Raw genomic sequence first — 19,656 nt, forward strand, 5'->3', positions numbered from 1 at the left:
TCTGCCCGGCACCATGTGCGCGGTGCCGGGCGGCACGCGCAGGCGGAATAACCGCTTAAACTATTATCTGATTTGTCCGGCAGCAGGGCCGGACCAAGCTTGGACCGCGGCGACTGAAGCCGCTCTTGAAGGGGGATGCTCCAGCTGACCATGGCGCGACTAGCAAGTGATGCGGACAGGGAGCCGGCGCCCTTCGAACGGGTGGGACGCCGCGAACTCGGCTACAACGTCCGCCAAGTGGATCAGTTCCTGGCCCGTGCACGTGAGCACTTCAACTCCCACGAAGCCGATGGTGCCCGGATCACCAGCCGCGATGTCCGGGCAATGACCTTCGAACCGGCACGCGGTGGCTACGACCCCGGGGCCGTCGACGCCGCCCTGGACCGGCTGGAGGATGTCTTCGCCCAGCGCGAGCGCGACGCCCTGATCGATGCCGAGGGCGAGGAGGCCTGGCTGGGACAGATCGGCCGGGTGTCCGCCGGGCTGCGCGCCCGCCTGCACCGTGAGCCGGGAGAACGGTTCCGCCGCCCGACCAAGCGCAACGCACCGAGCTACAACGTCGAAGACGTGGACGCCCTGTGCGAAGAACTGCTGGGGTACCTGGAGAGGGACCAGCAGCTGAGCGTTGACGTGGTCCGCCGGGCGGTGTTCCGCGAGGCCAAGGGCGAAGAGGGCTACGAAGAGGCCCAGGTGGACGCCTTCCTGGACCGGGCGGTCGAGCTGATGGCGGCGATCGACTAGGCCTGCGGTCCCGCCGGCCGCCAGCCCGTGTCCGCCCGTTCCGGCGCATGCAGCCGGGCCATAACTCGGCTGACGGTAGCGGGCTGGCGGGAAGCCGTCAGCCTCGAGACCACGACCATGACGGCGAACGCCAGCGGCACGCTCCAGGCGGCGGGCTGGGCCAGCAGTTCCGCGAACGGGCCGAGCGCTGCGCCGCCGACCGCCGCGGCGACGATCGCCGAACCGCAGACCGCGGCGCCGGCGGCCATACCGGCGATGGCGCCGGCCGCCGTGAGGCCGTGCCACCAGATGCCCAGCAGCAGCATCGGGCAGATCGTGGAGGCGGTAAACGCGAAGACCGTTCCGATGCTGCCGGCCAGCGCCCTTGAATCGGTGGCCAGGGCGACCACCAGGGGAACGGCTGCGGACAGCACGGCGGCCCAGCGGAATCCTTTGACGCTGCCGTGGAAGAGGTCCTGGCTGACCACCCCGGCCAGCGAGACCACCAGCCCCGACGTCGTCGATAGGAACGCCGCGAACGCACCGCCCGTGATTAGGGCGGCCAGCAGGTCGCCGCCGGTGGAACCGAGCACCCGCTGCGGGAGCAGCAGCACCGTGGCATCCGCCTGGCCGCCCACCGCAAGGTCGGGCGTGTAGATCCGCCCGAGCACCCCGAAGATGGTGGGGAAGAGGTAGAAGAGCGCGAGCAGCCCCAGTACGATGACCGTGGTCCGCCGCGCGGCAGACCCGTCCGGATTGGTGTAGAACCGGACCAGGACGTGCGGCAGCCCGAGGGTGCCGAACAGCAGGGCGATGATGAGCGAAACGTTGCGGTAGGGCGAGGCCGCGTCGGTGACGTCCAGGTCCCGCAGGAAGGCCGCCCCGCCGTCGGTGATCGGCGCCCCCTGGGCTCCGAGCGTGAGCAGTACGAAGACGGCCGGTACCGCCAGCGCGGTCAGCTTCAGCCAGTACTGGAACGCCTGGACGAACGTGATCGAGCGCATTCCGCCGGCCATCACCGTCAGCACGACCACCACAACAACGACGGCGGCGCCCACCCACGCGGGGAGCCCGGTGGTGATGCGTACGGTCAGGGCGGCGCCGTGCAGCTGCGGCACGATGTACAGCCAGCCAATGGTGACCACCAGGACGCTCGTCACCCGGCGCGCCGGACGCGAGTCGAGCCTGGCCGCAGCGAAGTCCGGGAGCGTGTAGGCGCCGGAGCGGCGCAGGGGTGCGGCGACGAACAGCAGCAGCATCAGGTAGCCGGCCGTGTAGCCGATCGGGAACCAAAGCGCGTCGATGCCCGAGACGAGGATGAGTCCCGCGACGCCGAGGAAGCTGGCGGCGGACAGGTATTCGCCGCCGATCGCCGACGCGTTCCACCACGGACGCACCGTCCTGGACGCGACGTAGAAGTCGCCCGTTGTCCTGGAAATCCGCAGCCCGTAGACGCTGATCAGCACCGTGGCCACGCAGACGGCGCCGAGCCCGACGAGTACCGCCGGGGTCATTCGGGCTCCGCCGACCACGCTGGCCGGGAGCCGCGGTCGTCATCGACCAGCTGCCGGAAGCGGTCCTCATTGCGCGCCGCCGCCCGGTTGTAGAGCGCGGCGCAGACGATGATGACGGGGTAGACACCTGCGCCGAGCAGCAGCCACGGCAGCGGCACCGTGAAGACGCTCATGCCGTTGACGCTGGGGAAGAGCAGCATCAGCATGGGCACGCCGAGCAGGATCAGCCCGAACCCGCCCGCTACGACAAGGGCAAGCCGGAGCTGGGAACGCATGAGCGAGCGGATGAACATCTCGCCCAGTTCGGACTGCTCTGCCAGCTCGCGCGAGACGCTGTAGCGGCTCCGGGCGGCGGCCGCGCGGGTGCGGGGAGCGGTGACGCGGACCCGAGCCGGCGGGCGGCGCTGCGGCTCCTGGCTCATCCGCCCGGCCTGACGCGGTTCGCCTCCAGCCGGTCGCGGACCGCGGGCAGGCTGCGGCGGCTGACCGGCAGTTCGGCTCCGTCCACCAGCACGCTGGCCCGTCCGCCGGCGGTGCGCATCTGCTGGATCGCGCCGACCGACACCAGGTAGGAGCGGTGGATCCGCAGGTAGCCGGCGTCGGCCCACTGGCGTTCCAGGTCGTTCAGCGGCACCCGGATCAGGTAGCTGCCCTCGGCGGTGTGGAGCCGCGCGTAGTCGCCCTGGGCCTGGACGAACTTGATCTCGTCCCGCCTGATCATCTTCGTGATGCCGCCCTGGTCCACCGTGATCACTTCCGGTTGGGCCGCGCCGTCTTCCATCAGCTCGCATACCCGCCTGACCGATTCGGCCAGCCGCTCGGCGCGTACCGGCTTCAGCAGGTAGTCCACCGCGGCCAGGTTGAACGCCTCCAGAGCCTGGTCTTCGTCAGCCGTGACGAATACGACGGCGGGCGGCCGGCTGAAGCGCGATATCACCCTGGCGATGTCGAGGCCGGTCAGGGCCGGCATGTGGATGTCCAGGAACATCGCGTCAACGTCGTGGTTCTCCAGCGCGCGCAGTGCTTCCGCGCCGCTGGTCGCCTTGTGGATTTTGCCGATCCGGGGATCCCGGGCAAGGAGGTAGGCGAGGGCTTCGACGGCGGGCACTTCATCGTCGGCGATGACAACGTTGACCATAGGGGACAGTCTACTGAGTCCGGGGGCCCGGGAAGCCTGCCCGGATCCGCGTGGCCCGGCGTCCTGCCCGGCCACGGGCGCGGGCCTGCTCACACTTCGTGGCCGGGCTGGAACTTCGGGATCCGCATCGTGATCAGCGTCCCGGCGCCGGGCGCGGTCTCGATGACCAGGCCGTGGTCGTCCCCGTAGACCTGGCGCAGCCGGGAATCGACGTTGCGCAGGCCCACGTGGTCCCCGGCCGTGTGCCCGGCGAGCATCTGGCGCAGCCGGTCCGGGTCCATGCCCACGCCGTCGTCCTCGATGCCCAGGACCGCATACTCGCCGTCGTCCCGCCCGGTGATGGTGATATGGCCGGGCCCTTCCCTGGCCTCCAGCCCGTGGCGGACGGCGTTCTCGACCAGCGGCTGCAGGGACAGGAACGGAATGACGGTGCTGAGCACCTCGGGGCCGATCTGCAGGCTGACCTTGAGCCGGTCGCCGAACCGTGCGCGCTCGAGCAGCAGGTAGCGGTCGATCGACCGGAGCTCCTCCGCGACGGTGGTGAAGTCCCCGTGGCGCCGGAACGAGTAGCGGGTGAAGTCGGCGAACTCGATCACCAGTTCGCGGGCGCGGACCGGATCCGTGAGGATGTAGGACGCGATCGCGTTGAGCGAGTTGTAGATGAAGTGCGGGCTGATCTGCGCGCGCAGAGCGCGTACTTCGGCCTCCATCAGCAGGGTCCGGGAAGCATCCAGTTCGGCCAGCTCGATCTGCGTGGCGACCCAGGCGGCCACCTCGTTCGTGGCCCGGACCAGCGACGGCTTCACCTGGGCGCTGTAGGCACCGATGGTTCCCACCACGCGCTCCTGGACCCGGATGGGGGAGAAGACCGCCTCCGCCGCGAGCCCCTCCGCTGCGCCGTCCGCCGGCGTTCCCCGGGGCCGGCGGTAGACCTGGGTGCGCCCGGACTCCAGCACCTTGCCGGCCAGCACCATGGCGTCCTCGTCATGGTCCTCCGTCTGCGGGTCCCACGCCAGCACGCCGGCCTCGTCCGTGATCACCAGCCGGCTGCTGTCCAGCATTCCGCGAAGGTAGCCCGCGGCCTTGGCCGCCCCGTCCGGCGTCAGCCCCCGGCGCAGGTACGGCCCCGCGAGCCCTGCCGTGTGCAGCGTGTTGTACGTGGCCAGTTCTGCCTCGGAACCCAGTTCCCGGCTGGACCGGCTGAGCTTGAACCCGACCAGCGAGACGACCGCCACGGTAATAATGGCGATCGCCGCGATGAGGGCAATATCGACCGCCGGGCTGACCATGCCTTCACCCTAACGGCAGTTCGGCGCAACGGGCCGCCATTCGTCGCAGCGCAATTGCCGTTCGGCGATCGCCGGCGCGAAGGGCGGGACAGCACGCAGGGCCGCGTAGCAGAGTGATCCCAGTCACACACCCTCACAAGGAGGCAGACATGGGACAACAACCCAGCCCGGAGGCCGACCCGACGGCCACCGTGGACTTCCAGGAAGTCCAGCAGCGGCCCGAGTTCAAGGAGCTCCGGCACCGCCACCGCAGTTTCGTTTTCCCGATGGCCATCGCATTCCTGCTTTGGTACTTCCTGTACGTGCTGCTGGCCGACTATGCGCACGACTTCATGTCCATCAAGCTCGTGGGCAACATCAACGTCGGCCTGGTCATGGGCCTGCTCCAGTTCGTGAGCACCTTCGCGATCACCATGTGGTACGTCAGCTACGCCAACAAGAAGCTGGATCCCATCGCCGCCGGTATCCGGCATGACCTGGAGTCCACCGAGCAGCCCCCGGCAGGAGGGACCAAGTGATGCTTCCGCTCACCACCGTCACGCAGGAGACCACGCAGGTGGGCGAGCCGTGGCTGAACATGACGATCTTCGGCCTGTTCGTTGCCATCACCATGGTGATCGTGCTCCGGGCCAGCCGGAACAACAAGACCGCGGCGGACTACTATGCCGCCGGCCGGTCCTTCACCGGCCCGCAGAACGGCACCGCCATCGCCGGCGACTACCTCTCCGCCGCCTCCTTCCTCGGCATCGTCGGGGCGATCGCGATCAACGGCTATGACGGCTTCCTCTACTCGATCGGCTTCCTGGTGGCATGGCTGGTGGCGCTGTTGCTGGTGGCGGAACTGCTGCGCAATACCGGCAAGTTCACCATGGCGGACGTGCTGTCCTTCCGGTTGAAGCAGCGCCCGGTGCGGATCGCTGCGGCGACGACGACGTTGGCCGTCTGCTTCTTCTACCTCCTGGCCCAGATGGCGGGCGCGGGCGCGCTGGTCTCGCTGCTGCTCGGCATCGATGACCGGCTCGGCCAGTCCATCGTCATCACCGTCGTCGGCGCGCTGATGATCCTGTACGTCCTGGTGGGCGGCATGAAGGGCACCACCTGGGTACAGATCATCAAGGCCTGCCTGCTGATTGCCGGTGCGTTCGTCATGACCGTCTGGGTGCTGGCGCTGTACGGCTTCAACCTCTCGGCGCTGCTCGGCGACGCCGCCGCGACGGCCGGCAACCCCGAGATCCTCAACCCGGGCCTCCAGTACGGCGTGAGCGAAACGTCCAAGTTCGACTTCATCTCGCTGGCCCTGGCGCTGGTGCTCGGCACCGCGGCCCTGCCCCACGTGCTGATGCGTTTCTACACCGTTCCGACGGCGAAGGAGGCCCGCCGCTCGGTGGTCTGGGCCATCTGGCTGATCGGCGCGTTCTACTTGTTCACCCTGGTGCTCGGCTACGGCGCCGGCGCGCTGATCGGACCGGACGCCATAAATGCGGCCCCGGGCGGCGTGAACTCCGCGGCCCCGCTGCTGGCGTTCCACCTCGGCGGCCCGCTGCTGCTGGGCGTGATCTCCGCCGTCGCGTTCGCCACCATCCTGGCCGTCGTCGCCGGCCTGACCATCACGGCCGCGGCGTCCTTCGCCCACGACATCTACGCCAACGTGGTCCGCAAGGGCAAAGTCGACGCGGACGGCGAGGTCAAGGTCGCCCGCCGCACGGTCGTGGTCATCGGCGTCCTGTCCATCCTCGGCGGCATCGGCGCCCAGGGACAGAACGTGGCGTTCCTGGTGGCGCTGGCCTTCGCGGTCGCGGCCTCGGCGAACCTGCCGACGATCATCTACTCCCTGTTCTGGAAGAAATTCTCCACCCGCGGTGCAGTGTGGTCGATGTACGGAGGCCTCGCCGCCGCCGTCGTCCTGATCGCCTTCTCCCCGGTGGTCTCTGGATCCGAAACGTCGATGATCCCCGGCGCGGACTTCGCCTGGTTCCCGCTGAAGAACCCGGGCATCGTCTCCATCCCGCTGGCGTTCTTCCTCGGATGGCTCGGCACCGTGCTGGACAAGACGGTCGAGGACCCGGCGAAGCAGGCCGAAATGGAGGTCCGTTCGCTCACCGGTGTAGGCGCCGAGAAGGCGGTCGACCACTAGGCCTCACAGAGCCGGCGGCCGTTCCAACGGCCGGAGCCGGAGAGAGACCCGGGCGGGTCCGGAGCATTCCGGGCCCGCCCGCCGTCGTCCCGGCAGTTGCGGAAGGGGCCCGTGGTCAGGCGAGCTGGGGGTGGGCGAGCTTGACCGGCTCGGAGACGATGTGGCCGTCCCGTGTGTTCACGCCGGGCAGCAGTTCGGGCAGCCGCCGGGCCGCGGCGTCCACGCCTTCCTCGGCGATCGCCCTGACATAGGGCAGCGTGGCGTTGGTCAGCCCGTAGGTCGACGTCCGCGGAACGGCGCCGGGCATGTTGGCGACGCAGTAGAACACGGTGTCATGCACGGCAAACGTCGGATCCGCATGCGTGGTCGGGCGGGAATCTTCGAAGCAGCCGCCCTGGTCGATCGAGATGTCGACCAGCACGGCGCCCGGCCGCATGCGCGAGACCAGCTCGTTGGTGATGAGCTTCGGCGCCTTCGCTCCGGGCACGAGGACGGCGCCGATCACCAGGTCCGCCTGCAGCACCGCCGTCTCCAGCTCCCAGGCGTTGCTCGCGATGGTGTTGACGCGCCCTTGGTAGAGGTCGTCGAGCTGCTGGAGCCGGCGCACGTTCGTGTCCAGCACGGTCACGTTGGCCCGCATGCCGACCGCCATCGAGACGGCATTGGCCCCGGCGACGCCCGCGCCGATCACGACGACGTTGGCGGCGTGCGTGCCCGGCACGCCGCCCATGAGCACGCCGCGGCCGCCCTGGGGCTTGAGCAGGGTCTGTGCTCCGACCTGGGGCGCCAGCCGCCCGGCGACCTCGGACATCGGTGCCAGCAGCGGCAGCGAGCGGTCCGGCAGCTGCACCGTCTCGTAGGCCACGGCGGTCACCCGCTGTTCGCACAGCTGCGCCGTCAGCTGCGCGTCCGCCGCCAGATGCAGGTACGTGAAGAGGGTCAGATCCGGGCGGAGCCGGTGGTATTCCTCCGCCACGGGCTCCTTCACCTTCAGGACGAGTTCGGACTCCGACCAGGCCTCGTCCGCGGAGTCGGCGATCCGGGCTCCGGCCGCCGTGTAGTCCTCGTCGGTGATCGCGGAGCCGAGGCCGGCCCCGGTTTCCACCGTTACGGCGTGGCCGGAGAGGATCAGTTCGTTGACGCCGGCCGGGGTGATCGCCACCCGGAACTCGTTGTTCTTGACTTCGCGGGGAACGCCGATCTGCATGGCACTGACTCCTTCGCACCTGGGCCCGCGGGGCGCCGTCGTCTCTCAGCCGGCGGCTGGTGCGCGGGACGTCGTGCCCCGAGCCTACTCCCGAACCGGGCGGCTGTGCAGCAGTCAGCCGGCCGAAGGATCCTCGGCCTGGCGCAGCAGCGGGCCGACGCGGAACGGGACCAGCTCATGCATGGCCAGGGAGGTGTCCGTGCGCTCCACGCCGTCGATGGCGAGCACCTGGCTGTTGATCCGGAACAGGTCCTCGGCGCTGCGCGAGACCACCTGGGCGAGGATGTCCGCGTTTCCGGTAACGCCGTAGGCCTCCAGCAGCTCGGGAATCAACGCCAGTTCCGCGGTGATCTGCTCCAGTTTGCGCTGCTGCACGTGGATGTGGATGAACGCCTTCAGCGGATAGCCCAAAGCGGCCGGACTGATCCGGCGCTCGAACGTCAGGAACACCTCACTGGCTTCAAGCTGGGCAAGCCGGGCCTGCACGGTGTTGCGGGAGAGTCCTAGCTGCTGCGCGAGCGCGACGACGGTGCTGCGGGCGTCCCTCGACAGAGCCGTCAGCAACCGGATGTCAGTGCCGTCCAAGGGCCGCATAGTGCGAAACGTTAGCACGATCAAACCCGCTCCAACAGAGCAATATGCGCAGACACGGCGATGGAGATTGCGCTTGATGCCTCATGTGAGTATCGTCACAACTACCTTCCGACAAAGGCGTCGGAAGGCCCTAAGCCGGTTCGGACATCCACAAGAACACCGGGGCGGCAACACCACGAGCGAAGGAGCGCGTGCAGCAGTGTCCCTACATGGCATGGGCCCGGTTCCGCAGGAAGACCTCATCCAGCTTCTGGCGCCGGACGGCACCCGGACCGGCGGCGGCTTCGAGGAATGGATCGAGGACGTCGACGGCGCGGCGCTGCAGGGCCTTTACGAGGACATGGTCGTAGTCCGCCGGCTCGACCAGGAAGCCACCGCCCTGCAGCGGCAGGGGGAACTGGCGCTGTGGCCGCCGCTGCTGGGGCAGGAAGCGGCGCAGATCGGCTCCGGCCGCGCCCTGCGCAAGGACGACTTCGTCTTCTCCAGCTACCGCGAAAACGGCGTGGCTTACTGCCGGGGCGTGGGCTATGCGGACATGCTCCGGGTCTGGCGCGGCAACGCCCCTTCCGGCTGGGATCCGTACGCCGTCAACATGGCCACGCCGCAGGTCATCATCGGCGCGCAGACGCTGCACGCCACCGGCTACGCGATGGCCACGAAGTTCGACGGCGCCGACTCGGTGGCGGTCTCGTACTTCGGCGACGGCGCAACGAGCCAGGGGGACTCGAATGAGGCCATGGTGTTTGCCGCCAGCTTCCAGGCGCCCGTCATCTTCTTCTGCCAGAACAACCAGTGGGCCATCTCCGAGCCGGTGCGGCTGCAGGCGCAGCGCGACATTGCGGACCGCGCTCCCGGTTTCGGTATCCCGAGCGTCCGGGTGGACGGCAACGACGTGCTGGCCTGCCTCGCGGTGACACGCCAGGCCCTGGACCGGGCGCGGGGCGGCGGCGGTCCCACCTTCATCGAGGCGGTGACCTACCGGATGGGTCCGCATACGACGGCGGATGATCCGTCCCGTTACCGGGATCCCAATGAACTTGAGGACTGGAAGGGACGCGATCCCATCGACCGGCTCGGCCGGCTGCTGGACGCGGAGGGGCTCCTCGGGGCGGACGTCACGGAACGGGTCCGGGAGGCCGCGGACCGGGCGGCCAACGAGCTGCGCGAGGCCTGCGTCAGCATGCCCGAGCCGGGCGAGCTCGACGTGTTCGACAATGTCTACGCCACGCCGCACGCAGTCCTGGCCGGCCAGCGTCGGGACTACCAGCGGTACCTTGCATCATTCGAGACGGCTCCGGGAGGTGCGTCATGAGCACCATGACCTTCGGCCGGGCGATCAACTCCGGCCTGCGCCGCGCGATGGAGCGGGATTCGAAGGTGGTCCTCATTGGCGAGGACATCGGTATGCTGGGCGGCGTCTTCCGGATCACGGACGAGCTGCAAAAAGACTTCGGTGCCCACCGGGTCATCGATGCCCCACTGGCGGAATCCGCAATTCTTGGTACGGCCGTCGGCATGGCCTACCGCGGATACCGCCCGGTGTGCGAAATCCAGTTTGACGGGTTCATCTATCCGGCGTTCAACCAGATTGTGAGCCAGGTGGCCAAGCTGCATTACCGCACCCGGGGGAGGGTCAAGATGCCACTGACCATCCGGGTTCCGTTCGGCGGCGGAATCGGGGCGGCGGAGCATCATTCGGAATCACCGGAAGCGTACTTTCTGCACACCCCGGGCCTGCGCGTGGTCTCAGTGTCGAACCCGCAGGACGCGTTCCTCATGATCCAGCAGGCCATTGCCTGCGATGACCCGGTGCTCTTCTTCGAGCCCAAGCGCCGCTACCACACCAAGGGAGAGGTGGACGAGGAAGCCGGGCTGGATAGCTATCCGATGGAGCAGGCCAGGGTGGAAGTGCCCGGCGACGACGCGACGCTCGTCACCTACGGGCCGCTGGTCCAGGTGGCCCGGGAAGCGGCGGCAGCAGCCCGCGAGGAGGGGATCTCCCTCGAGGTGATCGACCTGCGCTCGCTGTCGCCCATCGATTTCGGCACGGTGGAGGCCTCGGTGCGCAAGACCGGCCGGCTGGTCGTGGCCCATGAAGCGTCCAGGACCGGAGGCCTGGGCGCCGAACTGGCTGCTTCCATCACCGAGCGCTGCTTCTACCACTTGGAGCACGCCCCGGAACGGATCACCGGCTTCGATATTCCGTACCCGCCGGCGAAAATGGAGCAGCACCACCTCCCCAACCTGGACCGCATCCTCGACGGCGTGGACCGGGTGCTGGACCGCCGGAATTCGCTCGGCGGCGGGGAGGGGTACTGATGGCGGTACGCGTGTTCAAGCTGCCGGACCTGGGCGAGGGCCTGACCGAGTCGGAGATCGTGAGCTGGCGGGTGGCCGAGGGGGACAAGGTCGAACTCAACCAGATCCTGGGCGAAGTCGAGACGGCCAAGGCGGTCGTGGAGCTGCCGTCGCCGTTCGCCGGCGTGGTCAAGACCCTGCATGAGGCTCCGGGAACCACGGTAAACGTCGGCGAGCCGATCGTCTCCTTCGAGGTGGCCGGCGACGCGAATAGCGGAGCGGCGAATACCGGAGCGGCAGACGCCGGACAGGCATCGGCCGGGCCAGCCGGGCTCGCCGCGGGTAATTCCGCGGCTGCGCACGCGCCGGTGTCCGCCCCGGCCCGCGAGGCGGTCCTGGTGGGGTACGGTGCCCAAGCCGAGGGGACCGGGAAGCCGGCGCGCCGCCGTCGTACTTTCGATGCGCCGCCGCCCGGCGCTGCTCCCGCCGCTCCGCCGCTTGCGGGCCGGACCGGCCCCGCATTCGCAGTTGCCGGCGGGACGGAACCGGAGCTGAAGGAACGGCCGCGTTCGACGCCGCCGGTGCGCAAGCTGGCCAGGGAGCTCGGGGTGGACCTCGCCCTTGTCCGCGGCACAGGGCGGGACGGGCTGATCACGCGTGCGGACGTCGAGGGCTTCCGTGCCGGTGCCGCCGTCCCGCCTGCCATGCCGCCAGCAGGGGTGCCAGCGGCTGCCGGCAGGCGCTGGCTCGGCGGCGCCGCGGAGCGTGAAAGCCGGCTGCCGGTCAAGGGCGTGCGCAGGCAGATGGCCGCGGCGATGGTGGCCAGCGCCTTCACGGCTCCGCATGCCACGTCGTTCCTGACGGTCGACGCGACGGCCGGCCTGGAACTGCTGGACCGGCTCCGCGGGCAGCGCGCCTTCACGGGGACCAAGCTGACCCCGTTGACCTTGGCGGCGAAGGCCCTCTGCGTCGCGCTGGACCGCCACCCGCTGCTGAACGCGCGGTGGGACGAGGAGCACCAGGAGATCGTGCAGCAGAACTACGTCAACCTGGGCATCGCCGCCGCGACGCCGCGCGGGCTGCTGGTCCCGAACATCAAGGATGCGCAGGCCCTGGACCTGGCGGCGCTTGCCGGCGCGCTGGCGGAACTGGCCGGCCGGGCGCGGGAGGGCAGGACGGCGCCGGCAGAACTCTCCGGCGGCACCATCTCGCTGACCAACATCGGCGTTTTCGGCATCGACGCCGGGACGCCCATCCTCAACCCGGGGGAGACGGCGATCCTCGCCACGGGCGCGGTGCAGCGGCGGCCGTGGGAGTACCGAGGCGGCATCGAACTGCGCCAGGTGATGACGCTCAGCCTGTCCTTCGACCACCGGTTGGTGGACGGGGAGCAGGCGGCACGGTTCCTGTCGGATGTCGGCGCGATCATCAGCGACCCCGCCGTGCTCCTGGCGATGGTCTGATCAGACCAGCTCGAGGATCTCCTCGGTCACCACTGCTGCGCGGGCGTTGGCGAACCCCTTGGACTCGCCGACCGGCTTGAACCCGGCCTTTTCGAGCACCTTGATGGAGCCAAGGTTGTCCTTGACGGCGCGGGCACGGATCGGCCGGGCGGTGAACTCGGCCAGGAACTTCTCTACCGCGGCGGAGGTGATGCCCCGGCCCCAGTGCGACTTGGCGGTCCAGAAGCTGAGTTCCGGGTAGCCCTCGGACGGGTAGGCCAGGACACTGCCGACGACCTCGCCGTCCGCGGTGACGGTGCGGACAACAATCTGCTCATCATTGAGGATGTTCTGCCAGTGGTGGTTGAAGACGCCTCGGTCGGAAGGGTCCTTGGCGGAGAATGCGGCCATGTGGTTGGCATCCGGGTCCCGCTGGTACTCGAAGAACTTGTCCAGGTCCGCCGGCTCCACGGGGCGCAACTCAATCATTTTGGAACCTTTCGGGTCTAGGTGGTCTCAACAGACTACTCGGCTTTCAGGGCTGCCCATGCCATTTGTTCCAGCAGGTTTCGGCGCCAGCCCTTGTCCCGCTGGCGCTTGCCCCGGTGCAGCGAGTGCGGCGTGGAGTTGATCAGGCCGAAGGCGGCGTGCGCGCGCATCCGCAGCCGCGGAGTGTCCTGGGCCGGAAGCATCTGGGAGAGCACGGCCACCCAGACCTCGACATACTGGCGCTGCAGGTCCCGCACGTGGGCCGATTCCTCCGGCGGGAGGCTGTCCAGGTCCCGGTCGTGCACGCGGATGACGTCCGGATTGCTCAGGGCGAAGTCGACATGGAATTCGATCAGCCCGCGCAGGGCGTCCTCGGGGTCGGGGGAACTGTCGACGACGGCACGCCCGCCGTCCAGCAGGTCCTGGCTGACCCCGGTCAGCAGGGCGGACAGGACCGCGTGCTTGCTGCTGAAGTGCCGGTAGACGGCCGGCCCGCTGACGCCCGCCGCCGCGCCAAGGTCTTCGATGGAGACTCCGTTAAAGCCCCGTTCGGCGAAAAGCTGGGCGGCCGCGGCCAGCAGGGCCGCGCGGCGGGAAGCCTTGGCTTGGCTGCGTCCGGTGACCCGTCCGGCGTCGGCGGCGGCGTTGACGGACACGGCATTTCCTCCTGCCAGCTGTGGTGCTGGACATTTGATGTGACGGACATTACGCTGAATTTCAGTTAATCCACACTAACCAAAACGGCTGGCCGAGGCCAGTCCCGGGCCGGTTCCGCGGCCCCCGGAGGAAGAACGGCGTCGATGTGGACTCTGCCTTCCCGGGTGGACATTACCAGCCCGGCGTTCCCGCGGACGCGGTGCCCGGGACGCCGGCGGCCGTTCCCGGTCCGGCGGCGGACGGGCCCGTACAGAAAGAGGCCAAGCGATGCCTGATTTCTCCCTGAGCGAGGACTACCGGGACCTGGTGGACACCGTGCGCGAATTCGCCGACGAGGTGGTGGCCCCGGCTTCGGCAAAGCATGACGAGGAGCACTCGTTCCCGTACGAAATCGTGAAGCAGATGGGCGAGCTGGGGCTGTTCGGGCTGCCCTTCCCGGAAGAGTACGGCGGCATGGGCGGGGACTACTTCGCCCTCGCCCTCGCGCTGGAACAGCTCGGGCGGGTGGACCAGTCCGTGGCCATCACGCTTGAGGCGGGCGTCTCGCTCGGGGCCATGCCGGTCTACCGCTTTGGCACCGAGGAGCAACGCCGGCAGTGGCTGCCCATGCTCACCAGCGGCGACGCCCTTGCCGGCTTCGGGCTGACCGAGCCGGAAGCAGGCTCGGATGCCGGCGGCACCAAGACCACCGCGCGGCTCGAGGACGGCCAATGGGTGGTGAACGGCCGCAAGGAATTCATCACCAACTCCGGGACGCGGATCAGCCGGCTGGTCACGGTCACGGCGGTCACGGGCGCCGTGCAGCGGGCGGACGGGAGCGCCGGCAAGGAGATCTCCACCATCCTGGTGCCCACGGACACGCCCGGCTTCACCGCGGAGAAGGCCTACAACAAGGTCGGCTGGAACGCCTCGGACACGCACCCGCTCACGCTGGATGACGTGCGGGTGCCGGAGGCCAACCTGCTCGGGCAGCGCGGGCGCGGCTATGCCAACTTCCTCCAGATCCTGGACGAGGGACGGATTGCCATCGCCGCCCTGGCCACCGGGGCGGCGCAGGGCTGCGTGGACGAGGCGCTGACCTACGCCAAGCAGCGGCAGGCGTTCGGCCACAACATCGGCCATTACCAGTCCATCCAGTTCAAGATCGCCCGGATGCAGGCCCGCGCGCACACCGCCAGGCTGGCCTATTACGATGCCGCGGCCCGGATGCTGGCGGGCAAGCCCTTCAAAACCCAGTCCGCGATTGCCAAGATGGTGTCAGGCGAAGCAGCCATGGACAATGCCCGGGACGCCACGCAGATCTTCGGCGGCTTCGGGTTCATCAACGAATTCCGCGTGGCCCGGCACTATCGGGACTCGAAGATCCTGGAAGTCGGGGAGGGAACGACGGAGGTGCAGCTGATGCTGATCGCCCGGGGGCTGGGCCTGTAACCCGGCGGCCGGCCGAGGCCCGAAGGAGGACTGCAGTGATCAATAAGGTTGTAGCCAGCGCCGCCGAGGCCGTGGCGGACATCCGCAACGGCGCCTCGCTGGCGGTCGGCGGGTTCGGGCTCTGCGGGATCCCCGTGGCGCTGATCCAGGCCGTGCACGACGCCGGCACCACGGACCTGGAGACGATCAGCAACAACTGCGGGGTGGACGACTGGGGCCTCGGGGTGCTGCTCAGGGACGGGCGCATCCGCCGCACCATCAGCTCCTACGTGGGCGAGAACAAGGAGTTCGCGCGGCAGTACCTGGCCGGAGAGCTGGAGGTGGTCCTCACCCCGCAGGGCACCCTCGCCGAGAAGCTGCGCGCGGGCGGCGCGGGCATTCCGGCCTTCTATACGCCGGCGGGGGTGGGTACCCAGGTCAGCGAGGGCGGACTGCCGCAGAAGTACGACGCCGAGGGTAACGTCGCGATCGCGTCCGAGCCTAAGGAGGTGCGCAGTTTCGGCGGCGAGGACTACGTGCTCGAGGAATCGCTGCGCCCGGATTTCGGGCTGGTGCATGCCTGGCGGGGCGACCGGCTGGGGAACCTGGTCTTCCACGTAACGGCGATGAACTTCAACCCGCTCTGCGCGATGGCAGGCCGGACCACCATCGCGGAGGTGGAAGAGCTGGTGGAGCCGGGGGAGCTGGACCCGCAGCAGATCCACACGCCGGGCATCTTCGTCCAGCGCGTCGTCGTCGCCGGCAACGTGGAGAAGCGGATCGAAAAGCGCACGGTTGCCGCGCCGCAGCCGGCCGGAACCGGTGGGGAGGGGAACTGACATGGCGCTCTCCCGCACCGAACTGGCGGCCCGGGCGGCCCGGGAACTGAGGAACGGGCAGTACGTGAACCTGGGTATCGGGATGCCCACGCTGATCCCCAACTACATTCCCGCCGGCGTGGAGGTGGTGCTGCACTCCGAAAACGGGATCCTCGGCGTCGGACCCTACCCTGTGGAGGACTTGGTGGATCCGGACCTGATCAACGCAGGGAAGGAGACGGTGACCCTGAACAAGGGCGCGGCGATCTTCGACTCCGCCACGTCCTTCGGCATGGTCCGGGGCGGGCACGTGGACGTGGCAGTGCTCGGCGCCATGCAGGTGGCCGAAAACGGAGACCTGGCCAACTGGATGGTCCCGGGCAAGATGGTCAAGGGCATGGGCGGCGCGATGGACCTGGTCTTCGGCGCCAAGCGGCTGATCGTGATGATGGAGCACGTGGACCGCAACGGCAGCCCCAAGATCCTGGCCGAGTGCACCCTTCCCGTGACCGGCAGGGGCTGCGTGGACCGGATCATCACGGACCTGGCCGTCATCGATGTCACGGACGGCGGCCTGGTGCTGCGCGAAGTCTCGCCCGGCGTCCCGGTGGACGAGGTGGTCGCCGCGACGGGGGCGGAGCTGAAGATCGAGGAGCACGAGGTGGACGACGTATGAACAAGACCGTCGTCCAGCGCGGCCTGTACTTCGAGGAGATCAATGTGGGGACGACCTATGTCCATCGGCCGGGCCGGACCGTGACCGAGACCGACAACGTGCTGTTCACCACGGCCACCATGAACACGCAGGCACTCCACCTGGACGCGGCCTGGTCCGGGACGCAGCCGTTCGGCCAGCGGCTGGTGAATTCCATGTTCACGCTCGCCACCGTGGTCGGGCAGTCGGTCACCCAGCTGACCCAGGGCACGATCGTGGCGCAGCTGGGGTTGACCGACGTCACGTTCCCGCATCCGCTCTTCCACGGGGACACGCTGTATACGGAGACGGTCGTAACGGACAAGCGGCTCTCGTCCTCCCGGCCCGGCCAGGGAATCGTCACCATGGCGCATACGGGGCGGAACCAGCACGGCGTCGTCGTTGCCACGGCCAGCCGGTCCTGCCTGATGTGGACGGAGGAAGGGCACCGCAACGCGCTTGAGGCGGCGGGGACGGCTCCGGGGTCGGCGGAGGGCTAGCCCGATAGCCCGCGCTGCCGAGGGACAGGCGGGGCGTCGCGCGTCGGTTAGCCGGGGAGGGCCCCGAGCCGCCCGGTGCGTCCGAGGCAGCGGAGCCGGTGCGGGATACTGGAAGCTATGGAGTTCCGCGACCAGAGCCGAGATGCTGCCCCGCCGAGCCGACGGAAGGTTGTGCTGCTCGGCTCCACGGGGTCCATCGGCACCCAGGCCATCGACGTGGTCGACGCCGCGCCGGAGCGTTTCGAAGTGACCGCGCTCGCCGCCGGCGGAGGACAGCTGGAGCTGGTCGCCCGGCAGGCGGTCCACACCCGTGCCCAGGCAGTCGGCATCGCTTCCGGAACGGTGGAGGAATTGTCGACGGCGATCAAGGCCGCCGCGGAGGACGCGGCGCTCGCGGGCTACTCGCCGCAGCTTTTTGCCGGCCCCGACGCGGCGGCGAGGACCGCCGCCTGGGAGGACGCCGACGTCGTGCTCAACGGCATCACCGGTTCGATCGGGCTGGCGCCCACCCTGGCCGCCCTCGAAGCCGGGCACGTGCTCGCGCTGGCGAACAAGGAGTCGCTGATTGCCGGCGGCCCGCTGGTGAAGGCGGCTGCCGGGTCCGGGCAGATCGTGCCGGTGGATTCCGAGCATTCGGCGTTGGCACAGGCCCTGCGCGCGGGGACCGGCGGCGAGGTGGACCGGCTGATCGTGACCGCGTCGGGCGGCCCGTTCCGCGGCTTCACCCGGCGGCAGCTGGCCGGCGTGACGCCCGCGCAGGCGTTGGCCCACCCCACGTGGGACATGGGCCGCATGGTCACCACGAACTCCGCGAGCATGGTCAACAAGGCGCTCGAAGTGATCGAGGCGCACCTCCTGTTCGACGTGCCGCTGGAGCGGATCGATGTCGTGGTCCACCCGCAGTCGGTGGTGCACTCGATGGTGCAGTTCACCGACGGCTCCACCATCGCCCAGGCCTCGCCGCCGGACATGCGGCTGCCGATCGCCCTCGGCATGGGTTGGCCGGACCGCGTTCCCGGCGCCGCCGCGCCCTGCGACTGGTCAAAGGCCACGAGCTGGACGTTCGAGCCCCTGGACGAGGACGTGTTCCCGGCGGTGCGGCTGGCCAAGGAGGCCAGTGCTGGGTCGGGTACGGGCATGGCCGTCTACAACGCCGCCAACGAAGAGGCCGTGCATGCCTTCCACGAGGGCCGGATCGGCTTCCCTGCCATCGTGGAAACGATCTCGGCAGTGCTGGACCAGCATGCACCCTCCGGCGAGCTGACGGTCGAATCGGTGCTGGCCGCGGAACGGTGGGCACGGAAAACCGCACGCGAGCGTTTAGGAATGTTGTGACCGTTCTTCTTTTTGTCCTCGGCGTGCTCTTCGTGGCCGTCGGCATCGCCGTGTCCATCGCGCTGCACGAGGTGGGCCACCTCGTGCCGGCCAAGCTGTTCGGCGTGCGCGTCACCCAGTACATGGTCGGCTTCGGCAAGACCTTGTTCTCCCGGCGCAAGGGGGAGACGGAGTACGGGCTGAAGGCGGTCCCCGCCGGCGGCTACGTCTCCATGATCGGCATGTACCCGCCGGCGAAGGGCGGCGACGGCAGGGTGCGCAAGTCCAGCACGGGGCTGTTCCAGCAGCTGGCGGAGGACGCCCGGACGGCCGACGCCGAGCGGCTGCAGCCCGGCGACGAGAACCGGCTCTTCTACAAGCTGCCCGTCTACAAGCGGATCATCATCATGCTCGGCGGCCCGTTCATGAACCTGCTGATCGGCGTCGTCCTGCTCGGCATTGTCATGGTCGGCTTCGGCACGGCCCAGCCGAGCACCACGATCGCGCAGGTCAACAAGTGCGTGGTCCCCGCCAGCCAGCAGGCCGAGACCGGCCAGACGGACTGCCTGCCCTCCGACCCCGAGGCGCCTGCCACCGCCGCCGGCATCCGGCCGGGGGACACCGTCACCGAATTCGACGGCAAGCCCGTGACCGACTGGTACGAGCTCACCCGCTGGATCCGCGACGCCGCCGGCCAGCAGACCCCGATCGTGCTCGAACGCGGCGGACAGACCATCCGCACGACCATCACCCCGATCCTGACCGAGCGCCCGGTGCTGGGCGAGGACAACCAGCCGGTGCTGGATGCCAGCGGCGATCCGGTCGTGGAGCAGGCCGGCTTCGTCGGCATGGGTTCCACCACCGAACTGACCCCGCAGCCAGCCACGGAGGTACTGCCGGCGGTGGGCGAAAACCTGCAGGCGATTACCGGCGTCGTGCTTCACCTCCCGCAGCGGCTGGCGGACGTCGCCGAGGCCGCGTTCAGCGATGCCCCGCGCGACCCCAACGGCCCGATGAGCGTGGTCGGCGTGGGCCGGATCGCCGGCGAAATCACCGCGATGGACGAGATCCCGATGGAGGCACGGGCGGCGTCGCTGATCGGGCTGGTCGGCTCGGTCAACCTGGCCCTGTTCGTCTTCAACCTGATCCCGCTGCTGCCGCTGGACGGCGGGCACATCGCCGGCGCCCTCTGGGAGGCCGTGCGCCGCGGCGTGGCCAGGCTCTTCCGGCGCCCGGATCCGGGGCCGGTGGACATCGCCCGGCTGCTGCCGCTGACCTACGCGGTCGCGATCGTCATGCTGGGCATGGGCGCGCTGCTGATTTATGCGGACATCGTCAAACCGGTGAACATTTTCGGTTAGCCTCCGCCGGCGCAGGCCGCCCTGCCCCGGCAGGCTCTGACACGCCCGGGGGACCGGAACTGCCTCCCCAATGCTTC

The 19,656-nt window shown here is 69.1% G+C and carries 20 protein-coding genes; 12 read left to right on the plus strand and 8 right to left on the minus strand.

All coding sequences use genetic code 11. From position 1 onward, the window contains the following. The first annotated feature begins 135 nt into the window (after positions 1-135). The gene (locus WFH44_RS03065; RefSeq protein ID WP_336711624.1) at positions 136-741 is read left to right on the plus strand and encodes a DivIVA domain-containing protein; all 606 of its coding nucleotides are present in this window, start codon (positions 136-138) and stop codon (positions 739-741) included. On the opposite strand, the gene WFH44_RS03070 is transcribed toward WFH44_RS03065, so the two are convergent. From WFH44_RS03070 to WFH44_RS03085, 4 genes are all read right to left on the minus strand, one after another. After that, positions 738-2,234 (minus strand): sodium/solute symporter, encoded by a 1,497-nt coding sequence (locus tag WFH44_RS03070; RefSeq protein ID WP_336711625.1) that lies wholly within the window; start codon positions 2,232-2,234, stop codon positions 738-740. The two genes, WFH44_RS03065 and WFH44_RS03070, sit on opposite strands and share 4 nt — an antisense overlap. Continuing rightward, a complete protein-coding gene (locus WFH44_RS03075; protein WP_336711627.1) occupies positions 2,231-2,656 on the minus strand; it encodes a hypothetical protein in 426 nt (141 codons plus the stop codon). Before WFH44_RS03075 ends, WFH44_RS03070 begins: the two co-directional genes overlap by 4 nt. Further along, on the minus strand, positions 2,653-3,372 hold the full coding sequence (locus WFH44_RS03080; RefSeq protein ID WP_336711629.1) for a LytR/AlgR family response regulator transcription factor: 720 nt from the start codon (positions 3,370-3,372) through the stop codon (positions 2,653-2,655). The genes WFH44_RS03075 and WFH44_RS03080 overlap by 4 nt, the downstream gene beginning before the upstream one ends. Before the next feature lie 89 nt (positions 3,373-3,461). Beyond that, on the minus strand, positions 3,462-4,661 hold the full coding sequence (locus WFH44_RS03085) for a sensor histidine kinase (protein WP_336711631.1): 1,200 nt from the start codon (positions 4,659-4,661) through the stop codon (positions 3,462-3,464). 149 nt (positions 4,662-4,810) lie between these two features. Here WFH44_RS03085 and WFH44_RS03090 point away from each other — a divergent pair, with 149 nt between their 5' ends. Together WFH44_RS03090 and WFH44_RS03095 are read left to right on the plus strand one after the other, a co-directional pair. After that, positions 4,811-5,179: a DUF485 domain-containing protein gene (locus WFH44_RS03090; protein WP_336711633.1), complete on the plus strand. Its 369-nt coding sequence runs from the start codon at positions 4,811-4,813 to the stop codon at positions 5,177-5,179. Continuing rightward, entirely contained in the window at positions 5,179-6,795 is a 1,617-nt protein-coding gene (locus tag WFH44_RS03095; protein ID WP_336711819.1) for a solute symporter family protein, read from the plus strand. Before WFH44_RS03090 ends, WFH44_RS03095 begins: the two co-directional genes overlap by 1 nt. Positions 6,796-6,910: 115 nt before the next feature. Here the strand turns inward: WFH44_RS03095 and ald are convergent, their stop codons facing one another. Both ald and WFH44_RS03105 read right to left on the minus strand, forming a co-directional pair. Beyond that, complete coding sequence (ald, locus tag WFH44_RS03100) at positions 6,911-8,002, minus strand: alanine dehydrogenase (RefSeq protein WP_336711635.1); 1,092 nt, start codon at positions 8,000-8,002, stop codon at positions 6,911-6,913. 114 nt (positions 8,003-8,116) lie between these two features. Next, the gene (locus WFH44_RS03105) at positions 8,117-8,596 is read right to left on the minus strand and encodes an Lrp/AsnC family transcriptional regulator (protein ID WP_336711637.1); all 480 of its coding nucleotides are present in this window, start codon (positions 8,594-8,596) and stop codon (positions 8,117-8,119) included. Between the two features lie 214 nt (positions 8,597-8,810). Here WFH44_RS03105 and pdhA point away from each other — a divergent pair, with 214 nt between their 5' ends. From pdhA to WFH44_RS03120, 3 genes are read left to right on the plus strand one after another with little or no spacing between them, the layout of a single operon-like run. Further along, positions 8,811-9,908, plus strand: a complete 1,098-nt coding sequence (gene pdhA / locus WFH44_RS03110; RefSeq protein ID WP_336711821.1) for a pyruvate dehydrogenase (acetyl-transferring) E1 component subunit alpha — start codon at positions 8,811-8,813, stop codon at positions 9,906-9,908. Then, on the plus strand, positions 9,905-10,915 hold the full coding sequence (locus WFH44_RS03115) for an alpha-ketoacid dehydrogenase subunit beta (RefSeq protein WP_336711639.1): 1,011 nt from the start codon (positions 9,905-9,907) through the stop codon (positions 10,913-10,915). The genes pdhA and WFH44_RS03115 overlap by 4 nt, the downstream gene beginning before the upstream one ends. Next, entirely contained in the window at positions 10,915-12,357 is a 1,443-nt protein-coding gene (locus WFH44_RS03120) for a dihydrolipoamide acetyltransferase family protein (protein WP_336711641.1), read from the plus strand. The genes WFH44_RS03115 and WFH44_RS03120 overlap by 1 nt, the downstream gene beginning before the upstream one ends. On the opposite strand, the gene WFH44_RS03125 is transcribed toward WFH44_RS03120, so the two are convergent. Then, on the minus strand, positions 12,358-12,825 hold the full coding sequence (locus tag WFH44_RS03125) for a GNAT family N-acetyltransferase (RefSeq protein ID WP_264794452.1): 468 nt from the start codon (positions 12,823-12,825) through the stop codon (positions 12,358-12,360). It abuts the gene before it with no gap. A gap of 35 nt (positions 12,826-12,860) precedes the next feature. Next, positions 12,861-13,481, minus strand: a complete 621-nt coding sequence (locus WFH44_RS03130) for an SACE_7040 family transcriptional regulator (RefSeq protein ID WP_336711643.1) — start codon at positions 13,479-13,481, stop codon at positions 12,861-12,863. A gap of 268 nt (positions 13,482-13,749) precedes the next feature. Here WFH44_RS03130 and WFH44_RS03135 point away from each other — a divergent pair, with 268 nt between their 5' ends. The 6 genes from WFH44_RS03135 (at position 13,750) to WFH44_RS03160 (ending at position 19,579) form a co-directional block, all read left to right on the plus strand. Further along, positions 13,750-14,913, plus strand: a complete 1,164-nt coding sequence (locus WFH44_RS03135; RefSeq protein ID WP_336711644.1) for an acyl-CoA dehydrogenase family protein — start codon at positions 13,750-13,752, stop codon at positions 14,911-14,913. Positions 14,914-14,948: 35 nt separating this feature from the next. Beyond that, the gene (locus WFH44_RS03140) at positions 14,949-15,731 is read left to right on the plus strand and encodes a CoA transferase subunit A (protein ID WP_336711646.1); all 783 of its coding nucleotides are present in this window, start codon (positions 14,949-14,951) and stop codon (positions 15,729-15,731) included. 1 nt (position 15,732) lies between these two features. After that, complete coding sequence (locus WFH44_RS03145) at positions 15,733-16,386, plus strand: CoA transferase subunit B (protein WP_336711648.1); 654 nt, start codon at positions 15,733-15,735, stop codon at positions 16,384-16,386. Then, entirely contained in the window at positions 16,383-16,904 is a 522-nt protein-coding gene (locus WFH44_RS03150; RefSeq protein WP_336711649.1) for a MaoC family dehydratase, read from the plus strand. The genes WFH44_RS03145 and WFH44_RS03150 overlap by 4 nt, the downstream gene beginning before the upstream one ends. Positions 16,905-17,021: 117 nt before the next feature. Then, positions 17,022-18,239, plus strand: a complete 1,218-nt coding sequence (dxr, locus tag WFH44_RS03155; RefSeq protein ID WP_336711651.1) for a 1-deoxy-D-xylulose-5-phosphate reductoisomerase — start codon at positions 17,022-17,024, stop codon at positions 18,237-18,239. Then, positions 18,236-19,579 (plus strand): M50 family metallopeptidase, encoded by a 1,344-nt coding sequence (locus WFH44_RS03160; RefSeq protein ID WP_336711652.1) that lies wholly within the window; start codon positions 18,236-18,238, stop codon positions 19,577-19,579. The genes dxr and WFH44_RS03160 overlap by 4 nt, the downstream gene beginning before the upstream one ends. Positions 19,580-19,656: the final 77 nt, after the last annotated feature.

Source organism: Arthrobacter sp. USHLN218 (assembly GCF_037144715.1).
Lineage (GTDB): Bacteria > Actinomycetota > Actinomycetes > Actinomycetales > Micrococcaceae > Crystallibacter.